This window comes from Acrocarpospora phusangensis (assembly GCF_016862995.1).
Taxonomy (GTDB): domain Bacteria; phylum Actinomycetota; class Actinomycetes; order Streptosporangiales; family Streptosporangiaceae; genus Acrocarpospora; species Acrocarpospora phusangensis.
Map to the genome: position 1 here is coordinate 1 of NZ_BOOA01000007.1, position 15177 is coordinate 15177.

The 15177-nt window shown below is 68.9% G+C and carries 14 protein-coding genes; 8 read left to right on the forward strand and 6 right to left on the reverse strand.

The features are described from left to right. The coding region (locus tag Aph01nite_RS41160) for a rhamnulokinase (RefSeq protein ID WP_239161432.1) at positions 1-1198 on the reverse strand (1198 nt) is incomplete at its 3' end. A gap of 44 nt (positions 1199-1242) precedes the next feature. Continuing rightward, positions 1243-2223, reverse strand: a complete 981-nt coding sequence (locus Aph01nite_RS05765; protein WP_307836761.1) for a LacI family DNA-binding transcriptional regulator — start codon at positions 2221-2223, stop codon at positions 1243-1245. A 173-nt stretch (positions 2224-2396) separates the two neighbouring features. On the opposite strand from Aph01nite_RS05765, the gene Aph01nite_RS05770 reads away from it, so the two are divergent. The 7 genes from Aph01nite_RS05770 to Aph01nite_RS05800 all read left to right on the forward strand — a co-directional run bounded on the left by Aph01nite_RS05770 (position 2397) and on the right by Aph01nite_RS05800 (position 10691). Beyond that, complete coding sequence (locus Aph01nite_RS05770) at positions 2397-3908, forward strand: sugar ABC transporter ATP-binding protein (protein ID WP_204039696.1); 1512 nt, start codon at positions 2397-2399, stop codon at positions 3906-3908. Continuing rightward, a complete protein-coding gene (locus Aph01nite_RS05775) occupies positions 3905-4945 on the forward strand; it encodes an ABC transporter permease (protein ID WP_239161417.1) in 1041 nt (346 codons plus the stop codon). The genes Aph01nite_RS05770 and Aph01nite_RS05775 overlap by 4 nt, the downstream gene beginning before the upstream one ends. Further along, positions 4935-5930 (forward strand): ABC transporter permease, encoded by a 996-nt coding sequence (locus Aph01nite_RS05780; protein ID WP_204039697.1) that lies wholly within the window; start codon positions 4935-4937, stop codon positions 5928-5930. The genes Aph01nite_RS05775 and Aph01nite_RS05780 overlap by 11 nt, the downstream gene beginning before the upstream one ends. Next, complete coding sequence (gene rhaS, locus Aph01nite_RS05785) at positions 5927-7009, forward strand: rhamnose ABC transporter substrate-binding protein (protein WP_204039698.1); 1083 nt, start codon at positions 5927-5929, stop codon at positions 7007-7009. Before Aph01nite_RS05780 ends, rhaS begins: the two co-directional genes overlap by 4 nt. A gap of 47 nt (positions 7010-7056) precedes the next feature. Further along, positions 7057-7374 (forward strand): L-rhamnose mutarotase, encoded by a 318-nt coding sequence (locus tag Aph01nite_RS05790; RefSeq protein ID WP_204039699.1) that lies wholly within the window; start codon positions 7057-7059, stop codon positions 7372-7374. A gap of 13 nt (positions 7375-7387) precedes the next feature. Then, complete coding sequence (rhaI, locus tag Aph01nite_RS05795; RefSeq protein ID WP_239161418.1) at positions 7388-8536, forward strand: L-rhamnose isomerase; 1149 nt, start codon at positions 7388-7390, stop codon at positions 8534-8536. Positions 8537-8675: 139 nt separating this feature from the next. After that, positions 8676-10691, forward strand: a complete 2016-nt coding sequence (locus tag Aph01nite_RS05800) for a bifunctional aldolase/short-chain dehydrogenase (protein WP_204039701.1) — start codon at positions 8676-8678, stop codon at positions 10689-10691. A gap of 235 nt (positions 10692-10926) precedes the next feature. Here Aph01nite_RS05800 and Aph01nite_RS05805 read toward each other — a convergent pair whose 3' ends face one another. Together Aph01nite_RS05805 and Aph01nite_RS05810 are read right to left on the reverse strand one after the other, a co-directional pair. Further along, positions 10927-11379: a hypothetical protein gene (locus Aph01nite_RS05805; RefSeq protein WP_204039702.1), complete on the reverse strand. Its 453-nt coding sequence runs from the start codon at positions 11377-11379 to the stop codon at positions 10927-10929. Next, a complete protein-coding gene (locus Aph01nite_RS05810; RefSeq protein WP_239161419.1) occupies positions 11376-11837 on the reverse strand; it encodes a MarR family winged helix-turn-helix transcriptional regulator in 462 nt (153 codons plus the stop codon). The genes Aph01nite_RS05805 and Aph01nite_RS05810 overlap by 4 nt, the downstream gene beginning before the upstream one ends. 214 nt (positions 11838-12051) lie before the next feature. Here Aph01nite_RS05810 and recQ point away from each other — a divergent pair, with 214 nt between their 5' ends. Beyond that, positions 12052-13941 (forward strand): DNA helicase RecQ, encoded by a 1890-nt coding sequence (gene recQ, locus Aph01nite_RS05815; RefSeq protein ID WP_204039703.1) that lies wholly within the window; start codon positions 12052-12054, stop codon positions 13939-13941. 505 nt (positions 13942-14446) lie between these two features. Here recQ and Aph01nite_RS05820 read toward each other — a convergent pair. Beyond that, a complete protein-coding gene (locus Aph01nite_RS05820) occupies positions 14447-14722 on the reverse strand; it encodes a hypothetical protein (RefSeq protein WP_204039704.1) in 276 nt (91 codons plus the stop codon). Next, the gene (locus Aph01nite_RS05825) at positions 14719-15093 is read right to left on the reverse strand and encodes a hypothetical protein (RefSeq protein ID WP_204039705.1); all 375 of its coding nucleotides are present in this window, start codon (positions 15091-15093) and stop codon (positions 14719-14721) included. Before Aph01nite_RS05825 ends, Aph01nite_RS05820 begins: the two co-directional genes overlap by 4 nt. Between the last annotated feature and the right edge of the window lie 84 nt (positions 15094-15177).

Below are 15177 nucleotides of genomic sequence, written 5' to 3' on the forward strand. Positions count from 1 at the left end.
GATCGCTCGGCGGCTCCTGGCCGGTACGGCGGCATTCGGCCGCGATTCGCGCGGGAATGTCCCCCGGCGGGAGAAATATCGGCGTATCGGGGTCGACAATGGCGGCGAACGGCTGGGCTTGCTCGGCGGCGGCGAGCAGCGGGCCCAGCGCCGGGTCGCCCCATGCGCGCAGGGATTCTTGGAGCAGCCACAACCCCATGACGTTCCGCAGGTACCGGACCGTGCCGTCGATCCCGGCCTCGTTCGTGAACCCGGCCTCCCGGCTCTCCGCCGTCAGCACGGGCGCTGACAGTTCCACCCCCGCCAGCGACCAGGTACCGCAGGAGATATACGCGAAATCCGGATTCGCGGCCGGCACCGCGGCCACGGCGGACGCGGTGTCGTGCGAGGCCACCGCAGCCACCCTGCCCGCCCAGCCGATCTCCTCAGCCACATCGGCCGTCAGCTTGCCGGACCAATCGGTCAGCGTGGAGGCCGCCGACGTGCCCGCCCAGCCGATCTCCGTGCCCGTTCCAGCCGGACCACCGGGTGCGCGCAGAGGCGGAACCGGACCGCCTGGTACACGCAGAGGGGAAAAAGGAACGCCTGCAGCAGGCGGAGGGGGAACCGGACCGCCTGGTGCAGGCGGAGGCGGAACTGGACCGCCCGCTGCGCGCAGCGGGGGAAAGAGCCTGGCGGGCAGTCCGAGCCGCTCGATGAGCGGGTATGCCCAGGTCTGGGTTCTGACGTCCAGAAGCCCGGTGGTGGAGGCGTTGGTGAGTTCGGCCCCGATCTCCCCGGTGAGCCAGTACGTGAGCAGGTCGGGGATGAGAAGCATCGTCTCCGCGTCCTCCAGCCGCCGCTCCGACAGCAACTGGTAGACGGTGTTGAACGGCAGAAACTGCAATCCTGAAATGTCGTACATGTCGGCGGGGGAGACCCTGGCGAGGGTCCGGTCCATGACGCCGTCCGTCCGCGCGTCCCGGTAGTGCACCGGGTTGCCGATCAGAGAGCCACGAGCGTCGATCAGGCCGTAGTCGATGGCCCAGGAGTCGATGCCGATGGACGCGGCGGGGCCGGCGGCGCGCAGGCCGTACAGGATCTCGCGGTAGAGGCCGAGGATGTCCCAGTGCAGGGTGCCGCGCACGCGGACCGGGCCGTTCGGGAAACGGTGGGCCTCGGTCAGGGTCAGGCCGCCGCCGCTCAGCTCCCCGGTCATGACGCGCCCGCTGGACGCACCCAGGTCGATGGCCGCGAACCTGCTCACCGGGTGGACTCCCGGATCACCAGCTCGGGCTGGAACATGATCTGCTGATGGGCGTGCGTGTCGGGGTGGTCGCATTCGTCCAGAAGTAATTCGGTGGCCACCCGGCCCAGCTGGTGCGTCGGCTGGCGGATCGAGCTCAGCGACACCGCGGAGGCCGCCGCGAAGTCGATGTCGTCGTAGCCGATCAGCGCCACGTCGTCCGGCACCCGGACGCCCGCGTGCGTCAGCCCGCGCAGCATGCCCAACGCGAGTAAATCGTTCGCGCAGAAGATCGCGTCCGGCAGGTCGCCCTCGGCGATCATCTTGGCCGCCGCCTGCTGGCCGGCCCTGGGCGTCATCGCGGCCATCTCGATCACCCGCAGCGGCGCCCCGCCCAGCGCGCGCTCGGCGCCCACCCGGCGGTCGATGCACTGGCGGATGGTGAGCGGCCCCGTGACGTACGCGATGGACTCCGCGCCGCCGGAGAGCAGGTGGCTGACGGCCGTCGTGCCGCCCACGATGTCGTTGACCGCGACTGAGCACTGGTCGGCGCGGTGCGCGGGATGGTCCACCAGGACCACGCGGATGCCCCGGTCGCGCAGCCGGTCCAGCCGGGTCGGGTCCTCGTCCGACGGGGTGATCAGCACGCCGCGGACCCGCTGCTCGGCCAGGACGAGCAGGTTGCGCTCCTCCTTCGTCCGGGACCCCGCGGAGTTGCTGAGGATCACCGCGTACCCGAGTTCGCTGGCGACCTCCTCGACCCCGGCCGTGACGTCGGTGAAGAAGGGGTTGCCGATGTCGATCACGGACAGCCCGATGGTCTTGCTGTGCCCGGCCCGCAGGGTCGAGGCGGAGCCGTGCCGGACGAAGCCGAGTTCCCGCACCGCCTCCTCGACCTTGGCCCGGGTCGCCGCGGACACCTTCTCCGGCCGGTTGAGCACGTTCGACACCGTGCCGGGTGACACGCCTGCGCGCTCGGCGACGTCCCTGATGCCCACGGGGCTATGCATAAGGCTTGATTAAAACGTAACAACCGTGGTTCCGGCAAGAAGACCCCATGGTGGGGTGCATGCCAACGAGAAATCGCACCTTAACCAGCTATTGACGGTCCAGAAACACTGACCTACTCTCCTCCACAACTTTGAAACGTTTTTCTAAGTCAGGAGGGGGCATGGCCGACACGCCGCCCGTACTGGCGCTCCGAGGGGTCAGCAAGTCCTTCGGCGCGGTACGCGCGCTGCGCGAGGTCTCCCTGGAGCTGGCCGCCGGGGAGGCGCACGCGCTGGCGGGGGAGAACGGCGCGGGCAAGTCCACCTTGGTCAAGATACTCTCCGGGGTGCACCGGCCGGACGCGGGCCAGATCCTGCTCGACGGCGAGCCGGTGGAGTTCCACGGCCCCGCCGACGCGCAGGCCGCCGGAGTCGCGGTGATCTACCAGGAGCCGACGCTTTTCCCCGACCTATCGGTGGCCGAGAACATCTTCATGGGCAGCCAGCCGCGCGGCACGCTCGGCAGGATCGACCGGCGGGCCATGCGCGCCCAGGCCGTCGCCCTGTTCGACCGGCTCGGCGTCCCGCTCGACCCCGACCGGCCCGCGCGCGGCCTGTCCATCGCCGACCAGCAGCTGGTCGAGATCGCCAAGGCCCTGTCCCGGGCCGCCCGCGTGCTGATCATGGACGAGCCGACCGCCGCCCTGTCCGGCAACGAGGTGGCCCGCCTGTTCGGGGTCGCCCGCTCGCTCCGCGAGCAGGGCTGCGCCATCCTGTTCATCTCGCACCGGCTCGACGAGATCTTCGACCTCTGCAGGCGGGTGACCACCCTCCGGGACGGCGGGTACGTCGCGAGCGACCTCATCTCCGCCATCACCCCCGACGACCTGGTCCGCCGCATGGTCGGCCGGGACCTCGACGCGCTGTTCCCCAAACAGGACGCCGCCTTCGGCGAGGTGGCCCTCCAGGTACGGCGGCTGACCCGCGAGGGCGTCTTCACCGACGTCTCCTTCGAGGTCAGGCGCGGCGAGATCGTCGCCCTGGCCGGCCTGGTCGGCGCGGGCCGCAGCGAGGTCGCCCGCGCCGTCTTCGGCGTCGACCGCTGGGACGCCGGCTCGGTCGAGGTCGCCGGACGCCGCCTGAAGCCCGGCAGCCCGTCCGCCGCCATGGACCTCGGCCTGGCCCTGGTCCCCGAGGACCGGCGGCAGCAGGGCCTCGTCATGGAGTTGTCCATCGAGCGCAACATCGCCCTGGCCGGCCTCGGCGAGGTCCGGCGCGGGCCGCTCATCTCCCGCGTCGCCGAACGGGTGCGCGCCGCCGACTGGGCGCAGCGGCTCCAGCTCAAGCACCGCAGCCTCTCCGACGCGGTGGACGTGCTCTCCGGGGGCAACCAGCAGAAGGTCGTACTGGCGAAGTGGCTGGCCAGGAAGCCGGCCGTACTGATCGTGGACGAGCCCACGCGGGGGATCGACGTCGGAACGAAGGCCGAGGTGCACCGCCTGCTGTCCGAGCTGGCCGTCGGCGGCATCGCGGTGCTGATGATCTCCTCCGAGCTGCCGGAGGTGCTCGGCATGGCCGACCGGGTGCTGGTCATGCACGAAGGCCGGCTGGTCGCGGAGATCCCCCGCGAGGACGCGACGGAGGAGACGGTCATGGCGGCGGCGACCGGCAGGCCGGCAGGAGGAGGGGCGTGACCACCACCGCGAATCGACCGGAGGTCTCGCTCCGGACCGGCGGCCGCGGGCTCGTCGACCGGGTGGGCCGGGTGCGGGAACTGGGCATCGTGGCCGCGCTGGCCGTGCTGTTCGGGATCACCGGAGCCGTCAACCCCGAGTTCCTCAGCCTGGACAGCCTGCGCGACATCCTGCTCAACTCCGCGATCATCGCCACGCTGGCCGTCGGCCAGACCCTCGTCGTGATCACCAGGAACGTGGACCTGTCGGTCAGCTCGGTGGTCGGCCTGTCCGCGTTCGGCGGCGCGCTGATCCTCGCCGACCAGCCCGGGGTGCCGATCGCCGTCGTGGTCGCCGGATGCGTGCTGCTCGGCGCGCTCTGCGGCGCCCTCAACGGCCTGCTCGTCGGGGCCGCCGGCGTCCCCGCCCTGGTCGCCACCCTCGGCACCCTGTACGCCTTCCGCGGCATCGACTACGCCTGGGCCGGCGGACGCCAGGTCAACGCGGCGGACATGCCCGAATCCTTCCTCTCCCTCGGCTCCGGATCGCTCCTCGGGATCCCGCTGCTCGTGCTGGCCGCGGTCGTGGTGCTGCTGGCCGTCGGATGGATGCTGCGCAATCTCCGCTCCGGCCGCGAGCTGTACGCGATCGGGTCCAACCCGGCGGCGGCCGTCCTGGCCGGAATTCCGGTGCGGAAGCGCGTGATCACCGCCTTCGTCGCGAGCGGGGCGCTGGCCGGGCTCGCCGGAGCCATGTGGGCGGCCAGGTTCGGCACGGTCGACGCGGCCGCCGCCACCGGCAAGGAACTCGACGTCATCGCCGCCGTCGTGGTCGGCGGCGTGGCCATCTTCGGCGGCAGCGGCACGGTCTACGGCGCGGCCCTCGGCGCGCTGCTGCTCACCGGGATCAGCAGCGCCTTGGCCGTCCTGCGGGTGGACGCGCTCGCCCAGACCGCCATCAACGGCGCGCTCATCATCGCCGCCATCGTTCTGGACCGGCTGCTCGCGCTGCGCGTCGCCGCGGCACTGCGCCGAAGGAGGTACCGCGATGCCCGCTGACGCTTCGCGCCCCGGGACAGGCCTGTTCCACCGCTGGGAGGGCCTGATCCTCATCCTGCTCGTCGCGGTGACGACCTGGGCCTCGCTCGGCGTGGACGGCTTCGCCAACAGCTCCAACGTCTCCTTCCTGCTGCTGGACGTGACCGAGATCGCGTTGATGGCGCTGACCATGACGCTGGTCATCGTGGCCGCCGAGATCGACCTGTCGGTGGCCTCCACGCTCGGCCTGTCCTGCGCGGTTCTCGGCTGGCTCTGGAACGCCGGGCTGCCGATCGAGGCGATCATGCCGATCTGCCTGGTCGCGGGGGCGCTGTGCGGGGCGCTCAACGGCTACCTGGTGACCAGGCTGGGGCTGCCGTCCCTGGCCGTCACCATCGGCACCTTCGCCCTCTACCGCGGCCTCGCGTACGTGATCCTCGGCGACCAGGCCGTGGCCGACCTCCCGCCCGCGTACACCGGCCTGGCCTCCGCCACCCTCGGTCCCATCCCGGTGATGACGCTGCTGGTCGCCCTGCTGGCCGCCGGGTTCACGGCGATCCTGCACTTCACCTCGCTCGGCCGGGCCATCGTCGCGCTCGGCTCCAACGAGGAGGCCGCGTTCTTCTCCGGAATCCGGGTCAAACGCATCCGTTTCTGGCTGTTCGTGGCCTCCGGCGCGATGGCCGCCCTCGCCTCCCTGATCTTCACATTCCGGTACGCCTCCGCCCGCGCCGACAACGGCTCGGGCCTGGAACTGGCCGTGATCGCGGCCGTCCTGCTCGGCGGCGTGTCCATCTTCGGAGGGCGCGGCACCCTCCCCGGGGTGCTGATGGCGGTCCTGCTGCTCGGCGTCGTGCGCAACGCGCTCATCCTCGCCGACGTGGCCAACGAAGTCCTCAATTTCGTGACGGGCCTGCTGCTCGTCGCGTCTGTGCTGGCGCCGAATCTCGGGGCGGTCTGGCGGCGGCGTTCCTCTCCACCACTCGAAGGGAAATCGGCATCATGACTACGCGTACGGTGTGGCGTCCCATGGCGCTCGTAGCCGGTCTAGCCCTGCTCGCCACCGCCTGCGGCGGAACCACCAGGGAGGACGTGGCCCAGCAGGCGTCCGCCTCGGCCGCCGCGCCCGCCTCTTCGGCCGCCGCCGACCCGAATGCTCCCATCAAACCGGGATTGAAGATCGCTTTCCTGCCCAAGCAGGTCAACAACCCGTATTTCACCATCGCCAACGGCGGCGGCATCGACGCCGCCAAGGAGTTCGGCGGCGAGGGCAAGGAAGTCGGCCCGTCCGAGGCCAGCGCCTCCTCCCAGGTCTCCTACATCAACACCCTGATCCAGCAGAAACAGGACGCCATCGTCATCTCCGCCAACGACCCCAACGCCGTCGTACCCGCCCTCAAGCAGGCCAGGGACGCCGGGATCAAGGTCGTCAGCTACGACTCCGACACCGCGCCGGAAGGCCGCGACCTGTTCGTCAACCAGGCCAGCGCCGAGGACCTCGGCCGCACCGAGGTCCAGCTGCTCGCCGAGCAGATCGGCCACAAGGGCAAGATCGCCATCCTGTCGGCGACCCCGAACGCGACCAACCAGAACACCTGGATCGAGTTCATGAAGGACGAGCTCACCAAGCCCGAGTACAAGGACATGGAGCTGGTCAAGGTCGCCTACGGCAACGACGAGGACCAGAAGTCCTTCACCGAGACGCAGGGCCTGCTCCGCGCCTACCCCGACCTGGCCGGCATCATCTCCCCGACCACCGTCGGCATCGCCGCCGCCGCGCGCTACCTGTCCGACTCCAAGTACCGCGGCAAGGTCAAGCTGACCGGCCTCGGCACGCCCAACCAGCTGCGCAAGTTCGTCAAGGACGGCACCATCGACGGCTTCGAGCTGTGGAGCCCCGGCGACCTCGGCTACCTCGCCTCGTACGCGGCCGCCGCGCTCGCGTCCGGGCAGATCAGCGGCGCCGAGGGCGAGAAGTTCAAGGCCGGGAAGCTCGGCGAGTACACGATCGGCGCCGGCGGCGAGATCCTGCTCGGCAAGCCCACGGTGTTCACCAAGGACAACATCGACGACTTCGACTTCTGACGCGTTTCTGAAGTTTCGCGCTGGTTGCTCAGGCACCTGGAGGACCCATGGAACGCGTCTGCTTCCTGCTGAAAGTACGGCCTGAGCGGCTGGCCGAATACCGCGAGCGCCACGCGGCCGTGTGGCCCGGCATGCTCGACGCGCTCCGCGCGACCGGGTGGCGCAACTATTCGCTCTTCCTCCGCGAGGACGGCCTGCTGGTGGGCTACCTGGAGACCGACGACTTCGCGGGGGCCCGCGCGGGGATGGCGGCCACCGAGGTCAACGCCCGCTGGCAGGCCGAGATGGCGCCGTTCTTCGAGTCACTCGACGGGCGGCCCGACGAGGGCATGCGACCACTGACCGAGGTGTTCCACCTTGACTGAATCGGGGACGACTGTGGATATCAAGGCTCTCCTGCGAGCGCAGCACATCGAGACGCCGTCCTGGGCGTACGGGAACTCGGGCACGCGGTTCAAGGTGTTCGCCCAGCAGGGAGTGCCGCGCGATCCGTACGAGAAGATCGCCGACGCCGCGCAGGTGCACCTGTTCACGGGCGTCGCCCCCACGGTCGCGCTGCACATCCCGTGGGACCGCGTCGACGACTACGCCGACCTGGCCCGGCACGCCCGCGAGGCCGGCGTGGGCATCGGCGCGATCAACTCCAACGTCTTCCAGGACGACGACTACATGCTCGGCAGCGTCACCCACCCCGACGCCCGGGTCCGCCGCAAAGCCATCGGCCACCTGCTCGAGTGTGTGGACATCATGGACGAGACCGGCTCCGACACGCTCAAGCTCTGGTTCTCCGACGGCATCAACTACCCCGGCCAGGACGACATCCGCGCCCGCCAGGACCGCCTGGCCGAAGCCCTCGACGAGGTCTACGCCCGGCTGGGGCCGTCCCAGCGGTTCCTGCTCGAGTACAAGCTCTTCGAACCGGCCTTCTACGCCACCGACGTGCCCGACTGGGGCACCGCCTACGCGCACTGCCTGCGTCTCGGCCCGAAGGCGCAGGTCGTGGTGGACACCGGCCACCACGCGCCCGGCACCAACATCGAGTTCATCGTGGCCTTCCTGCTCCGCGAGGGGAAGCTCGGCGGATTCGACTTCAACTCGCGCTTCTACGCCGACGACGACCTGATGGTGGGCGCCGCCGACCCCTTCCAGCTCTTCCGCATCATGTACGAGGTGGTGCGCGGCGGCGGTTACAGCGCCGACGTGGCTTTCATGCTCGACCAGTGCCACAACATCGAACCCAAGATCCCCGGCCAGATCCGCTCGGTCATGAACGTCCAGGAGGCGACCGCCAAGGCTCTCCTGGTCGATCGCGCCGCGCTCGCCGCGGCCCAGTCCGCCGGGGACGTCCTGGGCGCGAACGCCGTGCTCATGGACGCGTACAACACCGACGTCCGCCCGCTCCTGGCCGAACTCCGGGAGGAGATGTCGCTCCACCCCGATCCGATGGGCGCGTACGCGGCGTCCGGGTACGGCGCGAAGATCGTCGCGGAGCGGGTGGGCGGCGCCCAGGCGGGCTGGGGGGCCTGAGTCCTCGCGCCCGGATGAGTGGTCGTCGGTGCCGCTCATCCGGCCGCGACCCAGGGGGAATCGATCATGGATCAGGATCGCCCGCCGGGTGTTCTGACGCGCGCGGCGTCTTCGTTTGATGGTCATTTGAGGAGATGTGATGAATCCAGTCGTCGGTGAGCTGCTGCGACGGGCCCATGAGCTCGGCGCCGACCCCCGCAACACGAACTATGCCGGAGGGAACGCCTCCGCCAAGGGAGTGGCGGAGGACCCGGTCAGCGGGAGCGACGTCGAACTGATGTGGGTCAAGGGGTCGGGTGGCGACCTGGGCACGTTGACGGAGTCCGGGCTGGCCGTGTTGCGACTCGACCGTTTGCGGGCCCTGACCGGCGTGTATCCCGGGGTCGGCCGCGAGGACGAGATGGTCGCCGCCTTCGACTTCTGCCGGCACGGCCTGGGCGGCGCGGCGCCCTCCATCGACACGGCGATGCACGGCCTGGTCGACGCCGCCCACGTCGACCACCTGCATCCCGACGCGGGGATCGCCATCGCCACCGCGGCCGACGGCCCGGCCCTGACCCGCGCCATCTTCGGCGACCGCGTGGTCTGGGTGCCGTGGCGGCGGCCCGGTTTCCAGCTGGGCCTGGACATCGCCGCCGTGCGCCGCGACAACCCCGGCGCGATCGGCGTGATCCTCGGCGGGCACGGCATCACCGCCTGGGGTGACACCTCCGACGCGTGCGCGAGCCACTCCCTGGAGATCATCAACACGGCGAGCGCATACCTGACCCAGCACGGCAGGCCGGAGCCCTTCGGTCCCACGCTGTTCGACCCCCTCCCGGAAGCGGTCAGACGCGAACGCGCCGCCGCCCTGTTCCCGCTGGTCAGAGGCCTGGCCAGCACCGACGCCCCGATGGTAGGCCACTACACCGACAGTTCCGGGGTGCTCGACTTCCTGTCCCGCGCCGAGCATCCCCGCCTGGCCGCCCTCGGCACCTCCTGCCCCGACCACTTCCTCCGCACCAAGGTCGCGCCCCTGGTCCTCGACCTGCCGCCGGACGCCGGCCTGGACACGGTCGCGGCGCGCCTGCGCGAACTGCACGCCGCCTACCGCGACGACTACGCCGCCTACTACCACCGTCACGCCACCCCCGACTCGCCGCCGATGCGCGGCGCCGACCCGGCCATCGTCCTCGTCCCCGGCGTCGGCATGTTCTCCTTCGGGCGCGACAAGCAGACCGCCCGCGTCGCCGGGGAGTTCTACGTCAACGCCATCAACGTCATGCGCGGCGCCGAATCGGTCTCCTCGTACGCGCCGATCGAGGAGTCGGAGAAGTTCCGCATCGAGTACTGGGACCTCGAAGAGGCCAAACTGCGGCGGATGCCGCCGCCTCGGCCGCTGGCCACGAGGGTCGCGTTCGTGACCGGAGGTGGGTCCGGCATCGGGGCGGCCACCGCGCGCCGTCTCGCGGCTGAGGGAGCCTGTGTGGTCGTCGCCGATCGGGATCTCTCGTCGGCGGAGAAGGTCGCTCAGGAACTCGGGGAGAGCGCGATCGCCGTACAGGTGGACGTCACCTCGGAGGAGGAGATCGCCGAGGCTGTCCGTACCGCCGTGCTGGCGTTCGGCGGTGTCGATCTGGTGGTCAACAACGCCGGGCTGTCACTGTCCCGATCCCTGCTCGACACCACGGCGGCCGACTGGGACCTCCAGCATCAGGTGATGCCCCGGGGCTCCTTCCTGGTCTCCCGCGAGACTGCCCGAGTCATGATTTCTCAGGGTATGGGCGGGGACATCATCTACATCTCCTCCAAGAACGCCGTCTTCGCGGGTCCCAACAACCTCGCGTACGGAGCCGCCAAAGCCGACCAGGCCCACCAGGTTCGCCTGCTCGCCGCCGAACTGGGGGAGCACGCGATCCGCGTCAACGGCGTCAACCCCGACGGCGTGGTCCGCGGCTCCGGCATCTTCGCCTCCGGCTGGGGCGCCAACCGTGCCGCCGTGTACGGAGTGCCCGAAGAACGCCTGGGGGAGTACTACGCCCAGCGCACCATCCTCAAACGAGAGGTCCTCCCCGAGCATGTGGCCCAAGCCGTCTACCTCCTCACCCAGCTGACGCACACGACCGGGCTGCACATCCCGGTGGACGCCGGAGTCTCCGCGGCCTTCCTCCGCTGAGAACTGCGGTTGGTCGTGGCCGGCTCCACTCCCGGGTCTGATCAGCCCATCGATGCGGCGCTGGTGCCTGACGCTCCTCGGCCTTGCGGCTTGCCTGAACTCCAAGGCCGGCGCGGCTTCGCTGCCGGTCATCGTTGTGCCCTGGCCAGAGCGTCCTGACGGTCTCTGTGGCGCCGGTGCGGAGAGTACGGTCACCTGCGTCAACGGTGCCGGATGACGGCGAGAGGCAGGTGTGTCAGGCGCTCTTAACGCGTGACCGGCGGCCGGACAGTCGCAGGCCTTCGCGGGCGTTGATCGACATCAGTGTGAGGTTGACTGCGCCGGCGATCAGTTCGAGCGACTGGACGGCGTAGAAGTGGATGCCGAAGTCTCCGCGGGAGGCGAGCATCGCCAGGTAGAGGGCGCACGGGACCAGGATCAGCAGGCCGTTTCCGGCGATGAACCGCATCCGGCGCTTCTTGGCCAGAATTCTCGGGGCGCGGGTCGCGCCGGACATCGACGATCCGGTCGCTCCGGCGGTGATCAGTGCGGGGATCAGGATGAGGAATCCCCACGGGATCGCCTGTTTCACCGATGCGATCATGCTGTCCGAGCCGAACAGCTCGACCGTGACGGTGGAGATCCAGAACGTCGGAATCATCGATAATCCGGCGATCGCCGCGATCAGATGGATGCGTTTGAGCGTCATGTTTCCTCTCTCGGAGAGATTTCTTCTTCGGATCCGTCGGCCTCAAGGTTGTCGATCATGCGGGTGACCAGCTCCAGGCACACGGCCACCTGTTCCGGGGTGAACCCGCGCATCGCCACCGCGTTCACCCGCAGTGCGGCATTCACGAGGTCGTCCTGCACCTCGCGCGCGCGGTCGGTGAGCATGATCAAGGCCCGCCGGCGGTCTGCCGGGTCGGGGACGCGCTGGATCAGCTCGTCGCGCTCCATGCGCTGGAGCGTGTGGGCCATCGTCGACTGGTCGATCTTGACCTGATCGCAGAGCTGGTTCTGCGTCACCCCCTCCTGCTCGTACAGCGCGAGGAGCTGGGCGAACTGGCCAGGGACGACGCCGTGGGGGGCGACCCGGACCCGCAGCGCCTGCGCGAACAGGCGAGCCACGTGATTGATCTGGTACCCCATCGAGTCCTGGCGCTTCACGACTACCTGCCTCCCGTATGCATTGCTTGCCATGTATATTTCCATGGCAAGCAATGTATTGCAAGCCATGTATTCCTGCTCGGCTGCCGGTCGTCCGGCCAAGCCGTGTCTGATGCACGTCGCGCTGCGGTGCCGGACGGTTATCCACAGGTTGGATCCGGGGGGCGTTGCGGTCTCGTAGGGTGGGCGGGTGCTTTCCCCCCAGGGCGGGCCGATGGACGACGTCGAGACGTCGGATGCCACGGCGAGCGCCGCCACCCACGTGCTGCGGAAGATCTTCGGCTACGACACCTTCCGGGAGGGGCAACAGGAGATCATCGAGCACGTCGTCGACGGCGGCGACGCCCTGGTCCTGATGCCGACCGGCGGTGGCAAGTCGTTGTGCTACCAGATCCCCGCCCTGGTCAGGGATGGTGTGGGCGTGGTGATCTCACCCCTCATCGCCCTCATGCAGGACCAGGTGGACGCGCTGACCGCACTCGGCGTGCGGGCGGGTTTCCTCAACTCCACCCAGGGCATCGACGAGCGCCAGGCGGTCGAAGCCTGCTTCGTCGCCGGTGAGATCGACCTGTTGTATCTCGCGCCGGAACGCCTCCGGGTGGACTCCACGCTGCGTCTCCTCGAACGCGGCAAGATCTCGCTGTTCGCCATCGACGAGGCGCACTGCGTCGCCCAGTGGGGGCACGACTTCCGCCCCGACTACCTGGCGCTGTCCGCCCTCCACGAACGCTGGCCCACCATTCCCCGGGTCGCGCTCACCGCCACCGCCACACCCGCCACCCACGCCGAGATCGCAGCCCGGCTGAACCTGGAGAACGCGCGCCACTTCGTCGCCAGCTTCGACCGCCCCAACATCCAGTACCGGATCGCCCCCAAGAACGAGCCCAAACGCCAGCTTCTCGACCTCCTGCGCAACGAGCATCCGGGGGACGCGGGCATCGTGTACTGCCTGTCCAGGGCCTCCGTCGACAAGATGGCCGAGTTCCTGACCCAGAACGGCATTCCCGCCCTGCCGTACCACGCGGGTCTGGACGCCCGGACTCGGGCCGCCAACCAGGCGCGATTCCTCCGCGAGGACGGCCTGGTCATGGTGGCCACGATCGCCTTCGGCATGGGCATCGACAAACCCGACGTCCGCTTCGTGGCCCACCTCGACCTGCCCAAATCCGTCGAGGGCTACTACCAGGAGACCGGCCGCGCCGGTCGTGACGGCCTACCGTCCACCGCCTGGCTCGCGTACGGCCTGCAGGATGTGGTCCAGCAACGCCGCTTGATCGACACCTCGGAAGGCGACGACACCCACCGCCGTCGTCTGGGCACTCATCTGGACGCCATGCTCGCCCTCTGCGAGACGATCGACTGCCGGCGGGTCCGGCTCCTCGACTACTTCGGCCAGAAGAGTTCACCCTGCGGGAACTGCGACACCTGCAAGAACCCGCCGGAGTCCTGGGACGGCACCATCCCCGCCCAGAAACTCCTCTCCACGGTTCTCCGCCTCCACCGCGAACGCCGCCAGAAGTTCGGCGCCGGCCAGATCGTCGACATCCTCCTCGGCCGCAAGACCGACAAGGTCCTCCAGCACGACCACGCCTCCCTCACCGTCTTCGGCATCGGCACCGAACTCCGCGAAGCCGAATGGCGCGGCGTGATCCGCCAACTCCTGGCCCAGGGCCTTCTCGCCGTCGAGGGCGACTACGGCACCCTCGTGCTCACCGACGCCAGCGCCGAGGTCCTGCGCGGCAACCACCAGGTCCTCCTCCGCCGCGAACCGGAACGCAAACCCTCCCGCTCGTCGAAATCCGACCCCAAATCCACCGCTGCCCGCCCCCAGGCTTCCGACCTCTCAGAATCCGCGCTCGCCATCTTCGAGAACCTCCGGACCTGGCGCGGCGCCACCGCCAAGGAACAGGGCCTCCCCGCCTACATAATCTTCCACGACGCCACCCTCCGCGAAATAGCCACCCGCGTCCCCAACTCTCTTGCCGAACTCGGTCAGATAAACGGCATCGGCGAAAACAAACTCGCGAAATACGGCCAAGCAGTTCTAGACGTCCTGAACAACCCGGACCCCGAACCCAACCCTGAACAGTCGGTACTCCTTTAGAACCCCTAACAGAATTAGGCCGGTCACACTTGGCGCCGGTGCGGCGAGTAGTGTCACCTGCGTTAACGGTGCCGGATAACAGCGAGAGGGCCGGTGCCTCGGGTCGCTCTGTTAAGAACCTCTAACGGAATGAGGCTGATCATTTTTGGCGCCGGTGCGGCGAGTAGTGTCACCTGCGTTAACGGCGCCGGATAACAGCGAGAGGGCCAGCGCCTCGGGTCATTTTGTTAGGCTCTTTAAGCGCATTTAGCGCCCCAAATCTCCGCACGGCTCACATCTCTTCACGGAGTGAACGGCGTACTTGGAACCAGGCAGCGAGACGTGTCACCTGCGTCAACGGCGCTGGATGGCGGTGAGGATCCGGCGTTTGGCCGCTCCGCTACCTGCGTCTGCGGTGCCGGATAACGGTGAAGATCCGACGTCTGACCGTTCCGTCGCCTGCGTCAGCGGTGCTGGATAGCGGTGCGGGACCGGCGTCTGACCGCGCTGGCATTCGGTGGTCCGGTCAGCAGTGCCGTCTGAGGCGGCATTTGTTGACGGTGATGCGCAGTGTTCCGTTGGAGTAGTTCAAGCTGTAGGAGGAGTTGCCACTGTTGGTGGAACCATTGGTATTCAAGAAGTTGCCGCTGTTGACGGCTCTGTAGCCGATATGGTTTCCGCTGTTCCTGCTGTTGCCGGTATTGGCGGTGTCCCCGCTGGAGTTGCGGTTCGGGGAATCCCCTGAGTCGCCCACGCCGATGGGGGCGATGGCCATGGCGGCGATACATAGCGCGATCATCATCGTCCGGCCTGCCTCACGGTGATTTCCTGGCCGCCGTTGGCGAGGTTATCGCTGTTGGATGCGTTACCGCTGTCGCCGGCACCGTTCGTGTTGGCGAAGTTGCCACTGTTCACGGAGCCGCCAAGGCTGAGGTGGTTGCCGCTCTCGACTGAGTTGCCGCTGTTCACCGAGCCGTTGACGCACCGCACGGGAGAGTTCTCCAGCGGGGAGTCGTGGCTGGTAGGCAGGTTGCCGCACTGGGTGCCGACCGGGTCGCCTGGCTCGGTGCCGGCGATGCGGGTGAGTTGCGGGTGGGGGTCTTCGGCGGGCGCGGGTCTTGCCCAGGCCGCCGGCGTGGTCAGCGCAGCTCCGTATCCCGTCATGACGATCAAAGCCGCCCCTATCCAGACCCTCACGGGTCGCCCCCTTCGCCTACGACGCGCGACGATCTTAACAGAGAGTAGTCGAGTAACTCC

Bases quoted from the DNA above. Each gene is read 5' to 3' on its own strand.
- Aph01nite_RS05770 (WP_204039696.1), top strand. From the start codon at position 2,397: ATGGCCGACACGCCGCCCGTACTGGCGCTCCGAGGGGTCAGCAAGTCC.
- Aph01nite_RS05780 (WP_204039697.1), top strand. From the start codon at position 4,935: ATGCCCGCTGACGCTTCGCGCCCCGGGACAGGCCTGTTCCACCGCTGG.
- rhaS (WP_204039698.1), top strand. From the start codon at position 5,927: ATGACTACGCGTACGGTGTGGCGTCCCATGGCGCTCGTAGCCGGTCTA.
- Aph01nite_RS05790 (WP_204039699.1), top strand. From the start codon at position 7,057: ATGGAACGCGTCTGCTTCCTGCTGAAAGTACGGCCTGAGCGGCTGGCC.
- Aph01nite_RS05800 (WP_204039701.1), top strand. From the start codon at position 8,676: ATGAATCCAGTCGTCGGTGAGCTGCTGCGACGGGCCCATGAGCTCGGC.
- Aph01nite_RS05805 (WP_204039702.1), bottom strand. From the start codon at position 11,379: ATGACGCTCAAACGCATCCATCTGATCGCGGCGATCGCCGGATTATCG.
- recQ (WP_204039703.1), top strand. From the start codon at position 12,052: ATGGACGACGTCGAGACGTCGGATGCCACGGCGAGCGCCGCCACCCAC.
- Aph01nite_RS05820 (WP_204039704.1), bottom strand. From the start codon at position 14,722: ATGATGATCGCGCTATGTATCGCCGCCATGGCCATCGCCCCCATCGGC.